This is a genomic window from Modestobacter sp. VKM Ac-2977, assembly GCF_026968045.1.
Taxonomy (GTDB): Bacteria; Actinomycetota; Actinomycetes; order Mycobacteriales; family Geodermatophilaceae; genus Modestobacter.
In genome coordinates, this window is the sequence record NZ_JAPVBQ010000002.1 from 152,403 (window position 1) to 170,943 (window position 18,541).

The 18,541-nt window shown below is 73.4% G+C and carries 18 protein-coding genes; 6 read left to right on the forward strand and 12 right to left on the reverse strand.

Going from position 1 to position 18,541, the window contains the following annotated elements; all coding sequences use genetic code 11:
* Window positions 1-46: 46 nt before the first annotated feature.
* Window positions 47-3,841, reverse strand: coding sequence for a methionine synthase (gene metH, locus O2V63_RS08365; RefSeq protein ID WP_269167082.1), 3,795 nt, complete (start codon window positions 3,839-3,841; stop codon window positions 47-49).
* A 202-nt stretch (window positions 3,842-4,043) separates the two neighbouring features.
* On the opposite strand from metH, the gene O2V63_RS08370 reads away from it, so the two are divergent.
* A complete protein-coding gene (locus O2V63_RS08370) occupies window positions 4,044-4,904 on the forward strand; it encodes a PAC2 family protein (protein WP_269167083.1) in 861 nt (286 codons plus the stop codon).
* Between the two features lie 157 nt (window positions 4,905-5,061).
* Here O2V63_RS08370 and O2V63_RS08375 read toward each other — a convergent pair whose 3' ends face one another.
* The 7 genes from O2V63_RS08375 to O2V63_RS08405 all read right to left on the reverse strand — a co-directional run bounded on the left by O2V63_RS08375 (window position 5,062) and on the right by O2V63_RS08405 (window position 11,036).
* Window positions 5,062-6,171 carry an HD domain-containing protein gene (locus O2V63_RS08375; RefSeq protein WP_269167084.1) on the reverse strand — a complete coding sequence of 370 codons (1,110 nt, stop codon included), beginning with the start codon at window positions 6,169-6,171 and terminating at the stop codon, window positions 5,062-5,064.
* The gene (mshC, locus tag O2V63_RS08380) at window positions 6,168-7,451 is read right to left on the reverse strand and encodes a cysteine--1-D-myo-inosityl 2-amino-2-deoxy-alpha-D-glucopyranoside ligase (protein WP_269167085.1); all 1,284 of its coding nucleotides are present in this window, start codon (window positions 7,449-7,451) and stop codon (window positions 6,168-6,170) included. The genes O2V63_RS08375 and mshC overlap by 4 nt, the downstream gene beginning before the upstream one ends.
* An 81-nt stretch (window positions 7,452-7,532) precedes the next feature.
* Window positions 7,533-7,919, reverse strand: coding sequence for a VOC family protein (locus O2V63_RS08385; RefSeq protein ID WP_269167086.1), 387 nt, complete (start codon window positions 7,917-7,919; stop codon window positions 7,533-7,535).
* A 59-nt stretch (window positions 7,920-7,978) separates the two neighbouring features.
* Window positions 7,979-8,854 (reverse strand): SCO1664 family protein, encoded by an 876-nt coding sequence (locus tag O2V63_RS08390; protein ID WP_269167087.1) that lies wholly within the window; start codon window positions 8,852-8,854, stop codon window positions 7,979-7,981.
* 12 nt (window positions 8,855-8,866) lie between these two features.
* Window positions 8,867-9,418, reverse strand: a complete 552-nt coding sequence (locus tag O2V63_RS08395) for a DUF3090 family protein (RefSeq protein WP_269163072.1) — start codon at window positions 9,416-9,418, stop codon at window positions 8,867-8,869.
* Between the two features lie 10 nt (window positions 9,419-9,428).
* Window positions 9,429-10,130: a histidine phosphatase family protein gene (locus tag O2V63_RS08400; RefSeq protein WP_269167088.1), complete on the reverse strand. Its 702-nt coding sequence runs from the start codon at window positions 10,128-10,130 to the stop codon at window positions 9,429-9,431.
* A 72-nt stretch (window positions 10,131-10,202) separates the two neighbouring features.
* Complete coding sequence (locus tag O2V63_RS08405) at window positions 10,203-11,036, reverse strand: undecaprenyl-diphosphate phosphatase (RefSeq protein ID WP_269167089.1); 834 nt, start codon at window positions 11,034-11,036, stop codon at window positions 10,203-10,205.
* A 157-nt stretch (window positions 11,037-11,193) separates the two neighbouring features.
* Here O2V63_RS08405 and O2V63_RS08410 point away from each other — a divergent pair, with 157 nt between their 5' ends.
* Genes O2V63_RS08410 through O2V63_RS08420 form a run of 3 tightly spaced genes read left to right on the forward strand, consistent with a single transcriptional unit; the run spans window position 11,194 to window position 14,463 of the window.
* Window positions 11,194-12,174 (forward strand): aldo/keto reductase, encoded by a 981-nt coding sequence (locus O2V63_RS08410; protein WP_269167090.1) that lies wholly within the window; start codon window positions 11,194-11,196, stop codon window positions 12,172-12,174.
* An 18-nt stretch (window positions 12,175-12,192) separates the two neighbouring features.
* On the forward strand, window positions 12,193-14,139 hold the full coding sequence (locus O2V63_RS08415; RefSeq protein ID WP_269167091.1) for an AAA family ATPase: 1,947 nt from the start codon (window positions 12,193-12,195) through the stop codon (window positions 14,137-14,139).
* A gap of 57 nt (window positions 14,140-14,196) precedes the next feature.
* Window positions 14,197-14,463 carry a GlsB/YeaQ/YmgE family stress response membrane protein gene (locus O2V63_RS08420; protein ID WP_269167092.1) on the forward strand — a complete coding sequence of 89 codons (267 nt, stop codon included), beginning with the start codon at window positions 14,197-14,199 and terminating at the stop codon, window positions 14,461-14,463.
* Between the two features lie 52 nt (window positions 14,464-14,515).
* Here O2V63_RS08420 and O2V63_RS08425 read toward each other — a convergent pair whose 3' ends face one another.
* Window positions 14,516-15,310, reverse strand: a complete 795-nt coding sequence (locus tag O2V63_RS08425) for a DUF2470 domain-containing protein (protein ID WP_269167093.1) — start codon at window positions 15,308-15,310, stop codon at window positions 14,516-14,518.
* 67 nt (window positions 15,311-15,377) lie between these two features.
* Here O2V63_RS08425 and rpsD point away from each other — a divergent pair, with 67 nt between their 5' ends.
* Window positions 15,378-15,983 carry a 30S ribosomal protein S4 gene (gene rpsD, locus O2V63_RS08430; RefSeq protein ID WP_269167094.1) on the forward strand — a complete coding sequence of 202 codons (606 nt, stop codon included), beginning with the start codon at window positions 15,378-15,380 and terminating at the stop codon, window positions 15,981-15,983.
* 88 nt (window positions 15,984-16,071) lie between these two features.
* Here the strand turns inward: rpsD and O2V63_RS08435 are convergent, their stop codons facing one another.
* Entirely contained in the window at window positions 16,072-16,329 is a 258-nt protein-coding gene (locus O2V63_RS08435) for a hypothetical protein (protein ID WP_269167095.1), read from the reverse strand.
* Between the two features lie 148 nt (window positions 16,330-16,477).
* On the opposite strand from O2V63_RS08435, the gene O2V63_RS08440 reads away from it, so the two are divergent.
* Window positions 16,478-16,681, forward strand: a complete 204-nt coding sequence (locus O2V63_RS08440) for a DUF5703 family protein (RefSeq protein ID WP_036332716.1) — start codon at window positions 16,478-16,480, stop codon at window positions 16,679-16,681.
* Window positions 16,682-16,700: 19 nt separating this feature from the next.
* On the opposite strand, the gene O2V63_RS08445 is transcribed toward O2V63_RS08440, so the two are convergent.
* Both O2V63_RS08445 and O2V63_RS08450 read right to left on the reverse strand, forming a co-directional pair.
* Complete coding sequence (locus O2V63_RS08445) at window positions 16,701-17,657, reverse strand: NADPH:quinone oxidoreductase family protein (RefSeq protein WP_269163080.1); 957 nt, start codon at window positions 17,655-17,657, stop codon at window positions 16,701-16,703.
* A 66-nt stretch (window positions 17,658-17,723) separates the two neighbouring features.
* On the reverse strand, window positions 17,724-18,539 hold the full coding sequence (locus O2V63_RS08450) for an SDR family oxidoreductase (protein WP_269167096.1): 816 nt from the start codon (window positions 18,537-18,539) through the stop codon (window positions 17,724-17,726).
* Window positions 18,540-18,541 lie beyond the last annotated feature (2 nt).

Below are 18,541 nucleotides of genomic sequence, written 5' to 3' on the forward strand. Positions count from 1 at the left end.
GGCCCCGCGCCGAGCGGAGCGAGGTGTGGGGGGCACGGGGGTCCTTCTATTCGTCCTCCGTTCGATAACCGAGGTTGGGTGAGAGCCACCGCTCCGCCTCGGCGACCGTCCAGCCCTTGCGCCGGGCGTAGTCCTCGACCTGGTCGCGGCCGATCCGGCCCAGCACGAAGTACCGCGACTCCGGGTGGGCGAAGTACAGGCCGCTCACGGCCGCCCCCGGCCACATGGCCATGCTCTCGGTGAGCTGGATGCCGGTGGCCGCCTCCACGCCGAGCAGCTCCCAGATCGTCTGCTTCTCGGTGTGCTCGGGGCAGGCCGGGTAGCCCGGTGCGGGGCGGATGCCGGCGTACTTCTCCGCGAGCAGCCCGTCGGCGTCCAGGTGCTCGTCGGGGGCGTAGGCCCAGAACTCGGTGCGCACCCGCTCGTGCAGCCGCTCGGCGAACGCCTCGGCCAGCCGGTCGGCCAGCGACTCCAGCAGGATCGCGTTGTAGTCGTCGTTCGCCTTCTTGAACTCGGCGACCTTCTCCGCCGACCCGAGCCCGGCGGTGACGGCGAACGCGCCCACGTGGTCGCGCAGCCCGGTCGCCTTGGGGGCGACGAAGTCGGCCAGCGACTTGCGCGGCGACCCGTCCCGGCCCTGGGTCTGCTGCCGCAGCTGGTGCAGCGTCGCCCGGACGGCGGTGCGCGACTCGTCGGTGTAGACCTCGATGGAGTCGCCGTCCACCTGGCTGGCCGGGAACAGCCCGAAGACGCCGCTGGCCCGCAGCCACCGCTCGGCGATCAGCTGGTCGAGCATCGCCTGCGCGTCCTCGTACAGCCGGCGGGCCGCCTCCCCGGTGGTCGGGTTGTGCAGGATGTCGGGGAACCGGCCGCGCATCTCCCAGGCGTTGAAGAACGGCTGCCAGTCGATGTACTCCCGCAGCTCGTCCAGCGGGTAGTCGGTGAAGCTCTTCACGAACTGGGGGGCCACCCCGTGCCGGTGGTCGCAGACGGGGCCGGCGCAGACGTCCTTGGTCTGCTGCAGCAGCATCCGGGGCCGCGGTGGGTGCTGGTCGGACCAGTCGATCGGGGTCGCCGCGGCCCGCGCGGCGGCCAGCGGCAGCAGCGACCGGGTGTCCTGGCGGGCGGCGTGCCGGTCTCGCAGCGCGGCGTAGTCGGTGTCGGTCTCGGCAAGGAGGGCCGGACGCTGCTCGTCGGAGAGCAGTGCGGCGACGACCGGCACCGAGCGCGAGGCGTCCTTCACCCAGATCACCGGGCCGGAGTACTTCTGGGCGACCTTCACCGCGGTGTGCGCCCGGGAGGTGGTGGCCCCGCCGATCAGCAGCGGGATGGTGAACCCCTGCCGCTCCATCTCCGTGGCCAGGTTGACCATCTCGTCCAGGGACGGCGTGATCAGCCCGGAGAGCCCGATGACGTCGGCGCCCTCCTCCTTGGCGGCGTCCAGGATCTTCTGCGCCGGCACCATCACGCCGAGGTCGACGACGTCGTAGTTGTTGCACTGCAGGACGACGCCGACGATGTTCTTCCCGATGTCGTGGACGTCGCCCTTCACGGTGGCCATCACGACCTTGCCGTTGCTGCGCTCGACGTCCCCGGGCTGCTTCTCCGCCTCGATGAACGGGATGAGGTGCGCGACGGCCTTCTTCATCACCCGTGCCGACTTCACCACCTGGGGCAGGAACATCTTCCCGGCGCCGAACAGGTCGCCGACGACGTTCATGCCGGCCATCAGCGGCCCCTCGATCACCTCGATGGGCCGGCCGCCGCGGGCGCTGATGTCCTGGCGCAGCTCCTCGGTGTCGGTCTCGACGAACTCGTCGATCCCCTTGACCAGGGCGTGGGTGATCCGCTCCCCCACCGGCAGCGACCGCCACTCCTCGGTGGCGACCTCCTTGGCCGCGCCGTCGCCGGCGAAGTCCGCCGCGATCTCCAGCAGCCGCTCGGTGCTGTCCGGGCGGCGGTTGAGGACGACGTCCTCGATCCGCTCGCGCAGCAGCGCCGGCACCTCGTCGTAGACCTCCAGGGCGCCGGCGTTGACGATCCCCATGTCCATGCCGGCTCTGATGGCGTGGAACAGGAAGACGGCGTGGATGGCCTCACGCACCGGGTTGTTGCCGCGGAAGGAGAACGACACGTTGGAGACGCCGCCGGAGACCAGTGCGCCGGGCAGGTTCTGCTTGATCCACCGGGTGGCCTCGATGAAGTCGACCCCGTAGGTGGCGTGCTCCTCGATGCCGGTGGCCACGGCGAAGACGTTCGGGTCGAAGATGATGTCCTCGGCCGGGAAGCCGACCTCACTCGTGAGGACGTCGTAGGCCCGCCGGCAGATCTCCTGGCGGCGCTGCAGGCTGTCGGCCTGGCCGTCCTCGTCGAAGGCCATCACCACGACCGCGGCGCCGTACTTGCGGCACAGCCGGGCCTGGGTGACGAACTCCTCCTCGCCGTTCTTCAGCGAGATGGAGTTGACGATCGCCTTGCCCTGGACGCACTTGAGGCCGGCCTCGATGACCTCCCACTTCGACGAGTCGATCATCGTGGGCACCCGGCAGATGTCGGGCTCGGTGGCGACCAGCTTCAGGAACCGGTCCATCGCCGCGACGCCGTCGATCATCCCCTCGTCCATGTTGACGTCGATGACCTGCGCGCCGGCCTCGACCTGCTGGCGGGCGACGGCGAGGGCGGTCGGGTAGTCGCCGGCCTTGATCAGGTTGCGGAAGCGGGCCGAGCCGGTGATGTTGGTCCGCTCGCCGACGTTGACGAACAGGCTGTCCTCGGTGACGGTCAGCGGCTCCAGCCCGGACAGCCGCAACGCCGGGGCGACCTCGACCGGCGTCCGCGGTGCCCGGCCGGCGACCGCGCCGGCGATGGCGGCGATGTGCGCCGGCGTGGTGCCGCAGCAGCCGCCCACCAGGTTCAGGAAGCCGCTCTCGGCGAACTCCCCGACGATCGCCGCGGTCTCCTCGGGCGACTCGTCGTACTCACCGAAGGCGTTGGGCAGCCCGGCGTTGGGATAGCAGGAGACGAAGGTGTCCGCGATCCGGGAGATCTCGGCGATGTAGGGCCGCATCTCCTTGGCGCCCAGCGCGCAGTTCAGCCCCACCAGCAGCGGCTCGACGTGCCGGACCGAGTGCCAGAACGCCTCGGTGACCTGCCCGGAGAGGGTGCGACCGGAGGCGTCGGTGATCGTGCCGGAGATCATCACCGGCCAGCGGCGGCCGCGCTCCTCGAACAGCGTCTCCAGCGCGAAGATCGCCGCCTTCGCGTTCAGGGTGTCGAAGATCGTCTCGATCAGCAGCACGTCCGAGCCGCCGTCGACCAGCCCGTTGGCCTGCTCCAGGTAGGCCTCGACGAGCTCGTCGTAGCTCACGTTGCGGGCGCCCGGGTCGTTCACGTCGGGTGAGATGGACGCCGTCCGGCTGGTCGGGCCGAGCGCGCCGACGACGTACCGCGGCTTCTCCGGTGTGCTGACCGCGTCGCAGGCGGCGCGGGCGAGCCGGGCGGAGGCGACGTTCAGCTCGTACGCCAGGTCGGACATCCCGTAGTCGAGCAGCGAGATCCGGGTCGCGTTGAAGGTGTTGGTCTCGATCAGGTCGGCGCCGGCCTCGAGGTACTCGCGGTGGATGCCGCTGATGAGCTCCGGGGCGGTGATGCTGAGCAGGTCGTTGTTGCCCTGGACGTCGCTGGGCCAGTCGGCGAACCGCTCCCCCCGGTAACCGGCCTCGTCCGGCCGGTCCCGCTGGATGGCCGTGCCCATCGCCCCGTCGAGCACCAGGATCCGCTGCTGCAGCAGCGTGGTGAGCGCGGTCGTGGCGTCGGGGCGGACGTGCTGGGATGCAGGCACGGGCAGTCCTCGGTGGTCGATCGGGCACGGTCACGGAGGCGTCCGGCGCCAGGGCCCTGGCAACTCCGACGGGCGAGCGGCCTCGTCGTCCTCGAACAGCGCCCCCATCGTCGCACTTCCCGCCCCTGCCCGGGTGCACCCCGTGGCCCGGGCGCCCCACGAGCAACCGGGGCGGCGGGCGAGATCGACGTAGGCTCGAAGGGTGATCGATCCGAAGTCCGACGCTGACGACCTGCCCGAGCTGGACGACCCCGTGGTCGTGGTCGCGTTCGAGGGATGGAACGACGCCGGGGACGCCGCCACCGGTGCCGTGGAGCACCTGGAGCTGACCTGGAACGCCACCCCGCTCGCTGCGCTGGATCCCGAGGACTACTACGACTTCCAGGTCAACCGGCCGACCGTCTCCCTGATCGACGGCGTCACCCGCCGGGTCGAGTGGCCCACCACCCGGCTGTCGGTGGTCAAGCCGCCGGGGAGTGAGCGGCACGTCGTCCTCATCCGCGGCATCGAGCCGAACATGCGCTGGCGCAGTTTCTGCGACGAGCTGATCGAGCTCATCCAGGAGCTCGGCGCGCAGACCGTGGTCGCGCTCGGCGCGCTGCTGGCCGACACGCCGCACACCCGGCCCACGCCGGTGACCGGCTCGGCCTACGACGCCGAGTCGGCGCGGCAGTGGGGTGTGGAGACGTCCACCTACCAGGGCCCGACCGGCATCCTGGGCGTCTTCGCCGATGCCTGCGTGCAGGCCGGGCTGCCGGCGGTGAGCTTCTGGGCGGCCGTGCCGCACTACGTCTCCCAGCCCCCCTCCCCCCGGGCGACGATGGCGCTGCTGACCCGGGTCGAGGAGGTCCTGGAGGTCACCGTTCCGCTGGGCACCCTGCCCGAGCAGGCCGATGAGTGGGTGAAGACCGTCGACGAGATGGCCCAGGAGGACGAGGAGGTCGTCGAGTACGTGCGCTCCCTGGAGGAGCGGCAGACGGCGAGCGACCTGTCCCAGGCCAACGGCGACCAGATCGCCCGCGAGTTCGAGAGGTACCTGCGCCGCCGCGGCGGCACGAGCTGAGCTCGGCCCTCTCGCAGGGGCCCGCCGCGAGCCTGCGAGCGGTGGGGGGCGAGGGGGTCCTTCCGCTGCGCCGCCGCGGCGGCACGAGCTGAGCCCGGCCCCGTCGCAGGGGCCCGCCGCGAGCTCGCGAGTGGCGGGGGGGCTACGGGGCCCTTCGTCAGGGCGTGACGAGCAGTGGGCGCATCCGAATGGCGGCCGTGTCGTCGAAGAGCCGGTCGTACGTCGCGAGGGCGAACCGGTCGGTCATCCCGGTGACGTAGTCGACGACCTGGGTGACCAGGTCGGCCTCGGTGTCCCGGTAGCTGGCCGGCATGAGCTCGGGATGGGCCAGGTGGTGGTCGACCAGCCGGCGGATCACCTCGATCGCCACGTGCTTCTGCCCGGCGGCGATCTCGGACCCGTACACCCGCTCGAACATGAAGGCCCGCAGCTCGTTCATCGCCTCGAGGGCGTCCGGCGCCATCCGCACGGCCGGGGTCGGCGGGCCGCCGGGGACGGCGTGGCGGGCCTCCTCGCGCGCCGCGGCGTACGTCCCGTCGACGACCGCCTCGATCATCGCGCCGACCATCGCCCCGCCGGGCGGGCCGAAGGTGGCCAGCGTGCGGGCCGGCAGGTCACCGGCGCGCAGCACCCCGGCCCGGACGGCGTCCAGCGCGTCGTGGGAGAGGTAGCCGATCCGGTCGGCGAACTTCACGCACTCCGCCTCCCGGGTGGCCGGCGGTGGGGTGATCTTCCAGCTGTGTGCCCGGACGCCGTCGCGCACCTCCCAGGTGAGGTTGAGGTCCTCGAGCACCTCGACGATCCGCACCCCCTGGGCGGCGTGGTGCCAGCCTCCAGCGACGTAGGGCTCCAGGGCCTCCTCGCCGATGTGCCCGAACGGCGAGTGGCCGACGTCGTGGGCCAGCGCGATCGCCTCGGCCAAGGTCTCGTGCAGGCCCAGCGCCCGGGCCAGTGACCGGGCGACCTGGGTGACCTGGAGGGTGTGGGTGAGCCGGGTGACGAAGTGGTCGCCGTCGGGATGCAGGAAGACCTGGGTCTTGTGCTTGAGCCGGCGGAAGGCCTTGGCGTGCAGCACCCGGTCGCGGTCGAGCTCCCAGCAGGTGCGGAGTCCGTCGTCGGGCTCAGGGCGCGCCCGTCCCCGGCTCCGGGACGACCGGGCGGCCGCCGGGGCCAGCGCCGTCTCCGCGTCCTCCCGTGCCTGCCGGTCGATCCGGGTGAAGGCAGGCGGGTACGCCAGCCACTCGAACCCCGTACCCCCCTCGCTCACGGCGCGAGTGCGACGCCGAGCAGTGCGTCGACGAGGTCGCGGACGACGGCCGGCGACTGCTCGTCCCAGTCGTCGGTGGCCTGGGCGGCGGGCAGCCCCGGACCGGATGCGGCCTCGGCGAGGCTGGCGGCGGCCCACGCGTCGACGGCGGCGATCGCCCCGGGGCTGTCGAGGTCGTCGGCCAGCCGCTCCCGGACCGTGGCCAGCACCGGACCGGCCGGCGCGCCCAGCGGCAGCTCCACGGCGCGCCGCCAGGTGTCCAGCCGCCGCTCCGCCGAGGCGAGCAGGTCGGGGGTCCAGGCCCGGTCGGTGCGGTAGTGCCCGGACAGCAGCGCCAGGCGGATCGCCATCGGGTCGGTGCGGTCGCCGCGGAGCCGGGAGACGAAGACCAGGTTGCCCCGGCTCTTGCTCATCTTCTCGCCGTCCAGCCCGATCATCGCGGCGTGCACGTAGGCCCGGGCGAAGGGCTTGGCACCGGTGAGCGCCTCGGCGTGCACCGCGGAGTACTCGTGGTGCGGGAAGACCAGGTCGCTGCCGCCGCCCTGGACGTCGAAGCCCATGCCGATCCGGTCCAGCGCGATGGCGGCGCACTCGACGTGCCATCCCGGGCGGCCCGCGACGCCCCGCGGGCCGGGCCAGGACGGCTCGCCCTCGCGCGCGCCCCGCCACAGCAGCGGGTCGAGCGGGTGCCGCTTGCCCACCCGGTCGGGGTCGCCGCCGCGCTCGGCGGACAGCCGCAGCATGGTGGCCTCGTCGTAGCCGGACTCGGAGCCGAACCCGGGCGCCTGGGCGATGTCGTGGTAGACGTCACCGGTGCCGTCCTCGAGCTGGTAGGCCAGGCCGGCGTCCCAGAGCGTCTCCACGTGCGCGGCGATCCGCGGGATCGACTCGACGGCGCCGACGAAGTCCTCCGGCGGCAGCACCCGAAGCGCGGTCATGTCCTCGCGGAACAGTGCCGTCTCGCGCATGCCCAGCACGATCCAGTCCTCACCGTCGCGGTCGGCCCGCTCGAACAGCGGGTCGTCGACGTCGGTGACGTTCTGCACGTAGTGCACGGCGTGCCGGGCGTCGCGCCACACCCGGTTGACCAGGTCGAAGGCCAGGTAGGTGGCCGCGTGGCCGAGGTGCGTGGCGTCGTAGGGCGTGATGCCGCAGACGTACATCCGGGCGATGCGGCCCGGGGAGGTCTCGACCACCTCGCCGCGGGCGGTGTCGTACAGCCGCAGAGCGGGGCCGGACCCGGGCAGGGTGGGGAGCAGCGGGGCAGGCCAGGAGAGCACGTCAGGAGCCTAGATCCGGCCACCGACAGGGCGGCACGGCACCCGGTCCCCGGCGCCGCTCCCCCGCCGTCCGGCGGTCCGTCAGGGCCAGGTGGTGGCGTGCCGCTCGAACTCCTCGCCGGTCTGGACGCCGACCACGCAGAACAGCAGACCGGCGGGGTCCTTCATCTGCCAGAACCCGCCCATGTCGGCCATCCGCAACGCCCCGAGGGCCTCCAGCCGGGCCACCTCGGCGTGCACGTCGTCGGTCTCGATGTCCACGTGCCAGCGCGGCGGGGTGCCCACCCCGGTGCGCTGGACCTCCAGGTGGAACCCGTCGGCGAAGGAGCCGAGCGAGGACCACCTGTCGTCGATGGCATCGGGCTCCACGGGGTGCCCGGTGGCGGCGGACCAGAAGCCCCGCCCCCGGTCGTGCAGCTGGGGAGGGAGGTCGATCAGCAGGATCGCGAGTCGGCTGCGATGAGGCACCCACCCACCCTGGCAGCCCGCGCCCCGGAAGTCAGCCGCTCGAGCCGCGCCGCTGTGCGCTAGAACGGCGGCCAGGGCAGCGCGGGCCAGTCGCCGCTGGGCTGGGGGTGCACCCCGGTGCGCAGCAGCTCGTCCACCCGTTGCTGGGTGCGCCGCACCTCGCGCCGGGTGAGGTGCTCGTGCAGCTGGTCACCCAGGTCGCCACGGAGTCCTTCGGCCAGCTGCTCCAGCACCGCCAGGTGCTCGGGCAGCAGGGGCCTGCCGGCCCAGCGCCACAGCAGGGTGCGCAGCTTGGGTTCCACGGAGAAGCAGATGCCGTGGTCGACGCCGTACACGTGCCCGCCGGGCATCGGGATGATGTGGCCGCCCTTGCGGTCGGCGTTGTTCACCACCGCGTCGAAGACCGCCATCCGGCGGAGCTCGGGGACGTCGAGCCGGACGAACTCGGTGAGCTCGACGGCGGGGTCGGCGTCCATCCACAGCTGGACCATGCCGGGGCCGAACGGGCCCTCGCGCAGCACGGTGGGCGGCACGATCGACCAGCCGGTCGCCTCGGACACGAGGTGGGCGCTGATCTCGCGGCCGGCGAGCGTGCCGTCGGGGAAGTCCCACAGCGGCCGCTCCCCCGCGACCGGCTTGTACACGCAGGTGGCGGCCAGCTGGTCGGTCCGGATCGCCCCGATGAGGGTGACGTTGCTGGCATCGAGGAGGCGGCCCTCCATGTCCAGCACGCCCTCGCGCAGGAGGGTGGCGACCTCGTCGGGACCGCTGGGCGGGCGGCGGTCACCGTGGTCGAACGCGGCGATGTCCAGCTCGACGACGTCGCCGTCGTCCTCCTCGAACTCGTCGTCGTCCAGCGCGTCGTCGTCCAGCTCGAGGGGCTCGTCGGTCAGCGGGTGCTCCAGCCGGTCGTCGCGGGGATCAGGCGCGGTCATCGCAGCGCCGGCTCAGCGGCGGTACCCGTTCTGCCGCGGACAGACGTGGCCGGCCGGGTCCAGCGGCAGGGAGCACAGCGGGCAGGAGGGCCGGCCGGCGGCGATGACCCGGCGGGCCCGGGCGACGAACGCCCGGGCCGCGACCGGGGTGATCGTCACCCGCAGGGCGTCCGGGCCCTCGTCGCTGTCGGAGAGGATCACGTCCTCCTCGATCGGCTCCTCGCCGGCGGCGACGGCCTCGACGACGACCGCGTCCTCCTCGCCGTCCCAGGCCAGGCCCATCGCGGCGACGCGGAACTCCTCGTCGACGGGCGCGGTGAGCGGTTCGAGGTCGTCGACGTCGGCGTCGGGCGGGACGACGACGGCGGCGCGGTTGGCCACCTCGTCGAGCAGCTCGCTCATCCGGTCGGCCAGCACCTGGACCTGCGTCTTCTCCAGCGCCACGCTGATCGTGCGGCCGGCCTCGTCGGAGGCCTGCAGGTAGAAGGTGCGGTCGCCGGGCTGGCCCACCGTGCCGGCGACGAACCGGGTGGGACGGTCGAAGAGGAAGACCTGACGAGGCACGGCGATCAGGTTACGCGGCGCCGGAGCCCGCGCCGCCGCCGACGACCGCGTCGGAGGAGGGCTTGCGCCGGCCGCGCTTCTTCTTGGGCGGGATGAGGGCGGACACGTCGCCGCCGGTGTCGTTGACCCGCACCAGGAACGGCCGGGTGTCGGTGTAGGTGACCACCGACAGGGACGCCGGGTCGACGACGATGCGTTGGAAGGAGTCCAGGTGCATCCCCAGTGCGTCGGCCAGGACCGCCTTGATCACGTCACCGTGGCTGCAGACCAGCCAGACGGCGTCCGGCCCGAGCTTCGCGTTCCACTCCCGGACGGCGGCCACCGCACGCGCCTGGGTCTGGGCGAGCCCCTCTCCCTCGGGGCCGGGGAAGACCGCCGCGGAGGGGTGCTGCTGCACGACCTTCCAGAGCGGGTCCTTGGTCAGCTCCTTGATCGGGCGGCCGGTCCAGTCGCCGTAGCGGGCCTCGCCGAACCGGTCGTCGGTCTGCACCTCCAACGCCCGCCCCTCGGCGACCGTGCCGGCGGTCTGCTGACACCGCTCCAGCGGGCTGCTCACCACCGCGGCCAGCGGCACGTCCGACAGCCGCTGCGCGACCGCCTGCACCTGGGTCTGGCCGGTGCCGTCCAGCCGCACCCCGGGGGTCCAGCCGGCCAGCACGCCGGCGGTGTTGGCCGTCGTCCGGCCGTGTCGGAGCAGCACGACGGTGGTCACTTCACCGACTCTAAGGCCCCGTCCAGAGGCTCGCCGCGAGCGTGCGAGGGGTGAGGAGGACGGGGTCCTTCATCAGGTCGGCTCGAGGACGCCGGTGCCGACGAGCACCAGCACGAGCACGCCGAGCACGATCCGGTAGACCACGAACGGGGCGAAGCTGCCGTGGGCCAGGTACCGCAGCAACCAGGCGATGACGGCGTACCCGATCCCGAAGGCGATGACGGTGGCCAGGATCGTCGGGCCCCAGGAGAGCGCCCCGCCCTCGGTGTCGCCGGTCAGGGACTCGTACGCCTGGAAGAACCCGGCGCCCAGCACGGCGGGGACGGCGAGCAGGAACGAGTAGCGCGCCGCAGCGGCCCGGTCGTAGCCGAGGAACCGGCCGGCGGTGATGGTGCCGCCGGAGCGGGAGACCCCGGGGATGAGCGCCATCGCCTGGGCGAACCCGAAGGTCAGGCCGTGCTTGACGGTCAGGTCGGGCAGGTCGCGCTCGGTGCTGCCCACCCGGTCGGCCCAGTAGAGGACCAGTGAGAAGACGATCAGGGCGACGGCGATGATCCGCAGGTCCCGGAACGTCGTCTCGATCGAGTCCTGGAACAGCAGCCCGAGGACGACGATCGGCAGGCTGCCGATGATGATCAGCCAGCCCATCCGGGCGTCGGGGTCGCTGCGGGCCGAGCGGTCGAACAGCCCCCGGACCCAGGCGGTGATGATCCGCCAGATGTCGTGCCGGAAGTAGATGAGCACGGCGAGCTCCGTGCCGATCTGGGTGATCGCGGTGAACGCCGCGCCGGGGTCGCCCCAGCCGAACGCCTCGCCGACCACCCGCAGGTGGGCGCTGGAGGAGATCGGCAGGAACTCGGTGAGGCCCTGGACCACCCCGAGGGCGACGGCTTCGAACCAGCCCACGGTCAGCGCCTCCGCTGCTCGGCCGGGCGGTGGTCAGGGCACGCGGAGGACGACTGCACGGCAGGCACCCTAGGTGCCCGGACCCGGCGCAGGGCTGCGACCTCCCGGTGGTCGCCCTCCCCGGAGTGAGACGTGGGCGACGGTAGGTTGACCCGTCGTGGAACAGCGGGCGCTCGGGCGCAGTGGGCTCGTGGTCTCCCGGCTGGGGTTGGGCACCTTGACGTGGGGCCGGGACACCGACGAGGACGAGGCCGCGATGCAGCTCACGGCGTTCGTCGACGCCGGCGGCACGCTGGTCGACACCGCCGACGTCTACGCCGACGGGGAGAGCGAGCGGACCCTCGGGCGGCTGCTGGCGGACGTCGTCCCGCGCGACGACGTGCTGGTCGCCACGAAGGCGGCGGGCCGCACCGGCCCCGGACCGATGGGCCGGGGCGCCTCCCGCGGGCACCTCCTCTCGGCGCTGGACGCGTCCCTGGAGCGGCTGGGGATCGACCACGTCGACCTGTGGCAGCTGCACGCCTGGGACGACGCGACGCCCCTGGAGGAGACGCTGGCCGCCTGCGACCTGGCCGTCTCCTCCGGCCGGGCCCGCTACGTCGGGGTGAGCAACTTCTCCGGCTGGCAGACCGCGCAGGCCGCCACCTGGCAGCGCGCCTGGCCGGGGCGCAGCCCGATCGTGAGCACCCAGGTCGAGTACTCGCTGCTGCAGCGCGGCGTCGAGCGGGAGGTGCAGCCGGCCGCGGAGGCGCTGGGGCTGGGCATCCTGCCGTGGTCGCCGCTGGGCCGGGGGCTGCTCACCGGCAAGTACCGGGGCGGCACACCCGAGGACTCGCGTGGCGCATCCGCCCAGTGGCTGGGGTTCATCGACGGTCTGCGGTCGGCGACCGCCGACCGGGTGGTGGAGGCGGTCATCACCGCCGCGCAGGGGCTGGGCACCACGCCGCTGGGGGTGGCACTGGCCTGGCTCCGCGACCGGCCGTGCGTGGTCGCCCCGATCGTGGGCGCCCGGACCGCCCAGCAGCTGCAGGCCGCCCTCGATGCCGAGGGTGTGCGGTTGCCGCCGGCGATCACCACGGCGCTGGACGACGTGTCTGCGCCGCACTTCTCCTATCCCGAGCAACGTCGGGAGCACTGAACAGTGAGCAGCCCACCCGTGAGCACCCCGACGCCCGCCGGCGACCCCGTCTTCGCCGCCTTCTGCGCCGCCGGCCTGTGGCCGGGCCTCGGCAAGCGGACGGCGGCCGACCTGCCGGCCGCCGGCATCACCGGCCCGGACGACGTCAGCGCCGACCGGCTGCTCAAGCTCCCGCGGGTGGGCCGGCAGCGCGCCGAGCGGTTGTTCAGCTCCTTCCTGGCCGCCCGGTCGACCTACGAGGTCGTCGAGCTGCTGGTCGGCGCCGGGCTGAACGCCCGGCTGGCGGTGAACTCCGCGGACGCGCTCGGCCCCGACGCCGCCCGCCGGCTCCGGGACGACCCGTGGGCGCTGCTCGGCCTGACCGGGGTGACGCTGGCCGACGCCGACCGGCTGGCGATCGCCGTCCTCTCCGGTGCCGACCGGCAGGACACCCGCCGCGGCCGGGCGATCGTGGCGCTGACCTTGCGCACCGCGACCCGGGACGGGCACACCGTCCTGCCCGCCGACCTGGTGGTGGCGGCGCTGCGCGCCGAGCAGATCGACGACCCGGCGGCGGCCGTGGTGGCCGCGGTGGAGTCCGGTGAGGTGCTCGAGCACGAACCACCGCTGGCCGAGCCGGACGACGACGCCGACGAGCTGCCGGAACCCGATCCGGCGCTGCGCACCCTGTCGCTGGCCCGCTACGGGATGGCGGAGGAGGCGGTGGCGGAGAACGTGCACCGCCTGTCGGCCACCAGTGGGCGGATCGCCGACCCGGCCTCGGTGCGGTCGGTGGCCAAGGGCCTGGACCCGGCACAGCAGGCCGCGGTGGCCCAGGTGCTCGGCGCCGGCATCTCGCTGCTGACCGGCGGGCCGGGCACCGGGAAGAGCCGGACCGTGGCCTCGCTGGTGAAGCTGCTGCAGGCCAAGGGCACCGAGGTGGCCCTGGCGGCGCCGACCGGCCGGGCGGCGAAGCGGCTGGAGGAGCTCACCGACCACCCGGCGGTGACCGTGCACCGGCTGCTCGGCGCGCAGGGCATGACCGGTGGGTTCGCCCGCAACGAGGAGTGGCCGCTGGACGCCGACGTCGTGGTGGTCGACGAGGCCTCGATGCTGGACGTCGAGCTGACCGCGGCGCTGCTGGAGGCCTGCCCGGACGGCACCCACCTGCTGCTGGTGGGCGACCCGGCGCAGCTGCCCTCGATCGGCCCCGGCCACGTCCTCGGCGACCTGATCGACTCGGGCGTGGTGCCGGTGACCGAGCTGACCACGCTGCACCGCCAGGCCGAGGGTGGGGCGATCGCGCGGCTGGCCACCGGGGTGCGCGGCGGTGAGCTCGTGCACGTCGACTCCCCCGACCGGGAGGTGGTGATCGTGCCGGCCACCGGGAGCGCCGAGGCGGCCAAGCGGGTGGTGCAGCTGGTCACCGACTCCATCCCGCGCGCGCTGGGCATCGACCCGTCGACGGTGCAGGTCGTCACCCCGGTGCACCGCGGGCCGGCCGGCACGATCGAGCTGAACAAGGCGCTGAAGGCGCAGCTCAACCCGGGCGAGGGCACGGTGTTCGGGTTCGACGTCGGCGACCGGGTGGTCGCGACGGCGAACCACCTCGACCTGGAGCCGATCGGGTTCGCCAACGGCGAGGTCGGTGTGGTGACCGGCACCGGTGAGGGCTCGCTGGACATCGCGTTCGCTTCCGGGCCGGTCAAGGTCAACGGCAAGGCGCTCTCGGACCTCCGGCACGGCTGGGCGATCACCGTGCACCGGGCGCAGGGCTCGGAGTGGCCCGGTGTCGTCGTGGTGCTGCCGCCGGAGGCCGGCGGGATGCTGTCCCGGCCGCTGGTCTACACCGCCCTCACGCGGGCGCAGCAGCACCTGTCGATCGTGCACGCCAGCGGCGCCGCGCTGGCCCGGGCGGTCCGGGAGGTCGACGTCCGGCCGCGGCGGACCCGGTTGGCGACGCTGCTCGCCGACTTGGCGGAGTGACCCATCCGTCAGGTGGGCCGAGTTTCACAGGTTGATCTTGAGGGCACCGACGAGAGCATGGGCATCATCGGTTTTCTCGTCTTCGGTCTCATCGTCGGTGCGCTCGCTCGGCTGATCAAGCCGGGCAAGCAGAACCTCAGCATCCTGGCCACCCTGGCCCTCGGCGTCGTCGGCTCCCTGATCGGTGGCGTCGTGGCCACCCTCCTGGGCACCGGCGACTTCGGCGAGCTCAACATCATCGGCGCGATCGTCGCGATCGTCGCGGCGGTGCTGCTGATCGGCGTGGCCGAGGGCATGAGCGGCGGTCGGCGCAAGGTCCACTGACCTCGCCACCGCTCGACGCACGACTCCCCTGCCCGGGGCGCTGACCTCGCGGTCAGCGCCCCGGGCAGGCGCGTCTCACGGCACAGAGCAGCTGGTGCACCGCCGGCCCGAGGTCGTCGGCACAGGTGACGGGCGCGGCGAACGGCACGCGCACGTCCCGGTGGCCCGCACGCTGCTCGATCCGCAGCCGGAACCCGTACCGGTCCAGGCCCAGCGGGCGGACGACGTCGCCCCTCCCCACCCAGGCGGCCGGTACCCGGGAACACAGCAGGTCCAGCTCCTCGGGGTGTGCGACGTCGAGGTGCTGCAGCGCCGGCCCCTCCACCGCGATCAACGGGTCGGGCACCGCGGCGAGGAAGTCGTCGGGATCCATCTCGGTGACGGCTCCGCACTCCCCCAGCACGACCTCGGCCAGGTCCAGCCGCAGCAGGGTGGCGCTGCGCCCGACGTCCAGCAGCGCGCCCACCGGTGCGACGTCCGCGAACGCCAGTGCGGCGTCCCGCTCATCGCCCTCCAGCAGCGGCGTGAGCCACCCGGACAGCCAGACCTGGGCGCGCACCGGCTCGCGCAGGGGCACCGGGGCGTGGTCGGTGACCATCAGCAGCGCCGCGAGGTCGCCGTCGGCGGACGCCTGGACCGTGCGGCACACCTCACCGTCGGTCGGCACCACCACGAGCACCTGCCCCTGGGCGGTGACGGCGTGCCCGAGCACGCGGCTGCCGTCGATGCCGGCAGCGCAGACGGCGGCCGCCGACCGGGCCGCCACGGTGCGCGCCCGTTCGGCTCCGGTGGGCCGGAGGGCGTCGGACGAGGGCCCGGGGGCGGCGGGGCGGGTCGATCGTGTCATGCGGCACTCCGGGTTCAGGGCGACTCTAGATCGGGGTAAGGTGAGCCTAACCGAACTGGAGGATCGTGTGAACAGCTCCCGCCCCAAGGTCCGGCGCTCCCGTGCGCTGGGCATCCCGCTCACCCCCAAGGACGTGCGCTACTTCGAGCGGCGCCCGTACCCGCCCGGTGAGCACGGCCGCAAGCGCAAGAACACCAGCGACTACAAGACGCGACTGCTGGAGAAGCAGCGGCTGCGCGCGCAGTACGACATCAGCGAGACCCAGCTCCGTTCGGCGTTCGACCGGGCCAAGCGCACCGGTGGGAAGACCGGCGAGGAGCTGATCACCCACCAGCTCGAGGCCCGGCTGGACGCGACCGTGCTGCGCGCCGGGTTCGCCCGCACCATCTACCAGGCCCGGCAGACGGTCAGCCACCAGCACGTCACGGTGAACGGCAAGCGGGTCGACCGGCCCAGCTACCAGGTACAGCCCTACGACGTCGTCGAGATCGCCGAGGGCAGCAAGGACAAGCTGCCCTTCCAGGTCGCCGCCTCCGGCGCGCACGCCGCCGCCCCGGCCTACCTGGAGGTCCAGCTGTCCGAGCTCCGCTGCGTGGTCCTCCGCCGGCCGCAGCGCTCCGAGGTCCCCGTGGTGTGCGAGGAGCAGTTGGTCGTGGAGTACTACTCCCGGTGAGCCGGCCTGGGCCGGGGCCGGACAGGCCCCAGCCTCGGCCGCCGTGCCGCGATCGGCGTCATCAGGCGATCGGGACGACGCGGGCCCGTCAGCCGCGCTGCTCGTCCTCGTCGTCGTCCGGCACGGCCGCGCGCTGCTCGAGGACGTCGGCCTCGTCGGCCTCCGGGTCGGCGTCCCGCATCGTGGAGGAGGTGCCCGGCGTCGCGCTGAGCTGCTGCTCGATGGCGTCGGCCTCGGGGACCTCGGCGCCCAGCGGCGTCACCTCGTCGGCGAGCTCGGGGCCGGTCGCGGCGGTGGTCCGCTGCTGCTCCAGGCGGTCGGCGTCGTTGGCTTCGGGGTCGGTCATGAGGGCTCCTCGCCGGTCGGGGGCCCGGCCGGGTGCCGGGCCGCGCCGTCCTCCCCTGCCCGCACTCCGCCGGGGCGACACCCGGACCGGGTGGCTCCGTGGTGACCACCACATGACCCGCGGGCGTCCGGCAGGCACAATCGACGAGGTGTCAGCACCCGGCGAGTACGAGTACGCCCCGCTGCGCATCCCGGCGGGCATCTCCCGCTCCGCGGCGGCGCAGCTGATGAGCATGCAGTCCGACACCGGCGGCTGGGAGCTCGCCCGGCTCCAGCTGCACGCCGACGGCACCCGCAAGGTGATCATGCGGCGCCGGATGCGGCTGTCCTACCTCCCCCGCCCCATGGTCTGACGGCCCCGCGCCCGGGCCGTCAGGGCGTGAGGACGACCTTGCCGACGGTGCTGCGGTCGGCGATCGCGGCCATCGCCTGCGGCAGCTCGGTGAGCGGCAGCGATTGACCGACCAGCGGGTCGATCGCCCCGTCGGCGAACAGGTCACACAGCGCCTCGTGCACCAGCCCGATCCGGGCCGGGTCGTGCTTGCGGTACAGGCCCCAGTGCAGCCCGACGATGCTGTAGTTCTTGACCAGGGCGTGGTTGACCGGCGCCTGCGGGATCGTGCCGCTGGTGAAGCCCACGACCACGAGCCGCCCCTCGAAGGCGATGCACTTGCGCGACTTGTCGAACACCTCGCCGCCGACCGGGTCGTAGACGACGTCGGCACCGTGCCCGCCGGTGATCTCCTTGACCAGCGGGACGAAGTCCTCGGCGGTGTAGTCGATGACGTGGTCGGCGCCGAGCGAGCGGCAGACCTCGGTCTTGCGCTCCCCACCGGCGGTGGCGATGACCTTCGCGCCGGCGGCCTTGCCGAGCTGGATCGCCGCCGTCCCGACGCCGCCGGCCCCGGCGTGCACCAGCAGCCACTCCCCCGCCTGCAGGGCCGCGCGCCGGTGCAGGCCGACGTAGCCGGTCTGGTAGGTCAGGTACAGCGAGGCGGCCTGCTCGTCCGACATCGCGTCGGGCACCGGCCAGGCCGCGGCGGCGTCCATCAGGGCGTACTCGGCGAAGGCCCCGGGCCCGCCGGACGGTGACCCGAGCACCCGCTGGCCGGTCTCGACGATCTCGCCGCACAGCTCCACGCCCGGGGTGTAGGGCAGCGGCGGGCGCTCCTGGTACTGGCCCATCGCCATCAGCACGTCGGGGAAGTTCAGCCCGGCCGCCCGCACCTTGACCAGCACCTGGCCGTCGGCAGGGGTGGGCTGTTCGACCTCGTCGAGGGACATGACCTCGGCCGGGTTCCCGAGGCTGTGGACTCGCCATGCACGCATGCCCGGCACCTTGCCAGAGCGGCCGTGACGCCGATCACCCGGCCCGCGGCCCGCGGCCCGACGACGTCAGCGCATGGACGGCGGGCGCAGCGCGGTCGGGACGGCGGCGGTCTCGCCGCTCGCCGTCCGGGCGGCCGGCACGCCCTTGAACTTGTAGGGCACGGCGCCCACGCCCGGCTGGACGACGTAGGCCGCGCCCGGCTCGGCGCCGGCCCAGGCGGCGACCATCGCCTCGGCGACCTCGCCGGCCGACAGCACCGGGAAGTCGGCGGCGGCGAACTCGTCGCGGAGCGGGTCGATGATGGCGGTGTCGGCGAACCCTGGGCAGATGGCGGAGATGGTGATGCCGTCGTCCACGAGGCGGGTGGACATCGACCGGACGAACGCCACCGCCCCGCCCTTGGCCACGCTGTAGCCGGGGTCGGTGGCCATCGGCGAGAGCCCGGCCAGCGAGGCGGTCACCACGATCGACCCGCCACCGGCGCGGCGCAGGGCCGGCAGCGCTGCCTCGGTGCCGTAGACCACGCCGAAGAGGTCGACGTCGACCACCTTGAGGAACTCGTCGACGTCCAGGGCGTGCCGGGACTGTCCGGCGATGCCGGCGTTGAGGAAGACGGCGTCCAGCCGGCCGTGCTCGGCCTCCACCGCGGCGACCACGGCGGCGTTGGCCGCCCGGTCGGTGACGTCGAGGGCAGCGAAGTGTGCGCCGAGTCCCGCGGCGACCTCGCGGTTTGCCGGGCTGTCGAGGTCGGCGAGGACGACGGTCACCCCGCGCTCGCGGAGCAGCGCGGCGAGGGCGCGGCCGAAACCGCCGGTCCCTCCGGTGACGAGGGCGACGTCGCCCTGGGCGGGCGAACCGGGCGCGGGAGTGGTGTCGGTCACGC

Coding starts and splice junctions, on each gene's coding strand:
- O2V63_RS08435 (WP_269167095.1), bottom strand. CDS start 16,329: ATGACCGACCCCGAAGCCAACGACGCCGACCGCCTGGAGCAGCAGCGG.
- O2V63_RS08420 (WP_269167092.1), top strand. CDS start 14,197: ATGGGCATCATCGGTTTTCTCGTCTTCGGTCTCATCGTCGGTGCGCTC.
- O2V63_RS08390 (WP_269167087.1), bottom strand. CDS start 8,854: ATGACCGCGCCTGATCCCCGCGACGACCGGCTGGAGCACCCGCTGACC.
- O2V63_RS08445 (WP_269163080.1), bottom strand. CDS start 17,657: ATGCGTGCATGGCGAGTCCACAGCCTCGGGAACCCGGCCGAGGTCATG.
- O2V63_RS08425 (WP_269167093.1), bottom strand. CDS start 15,310: ATGACACGATCGACCCGCCCCGCCGCCCCCGGGCCCTCGTCCGACGCC.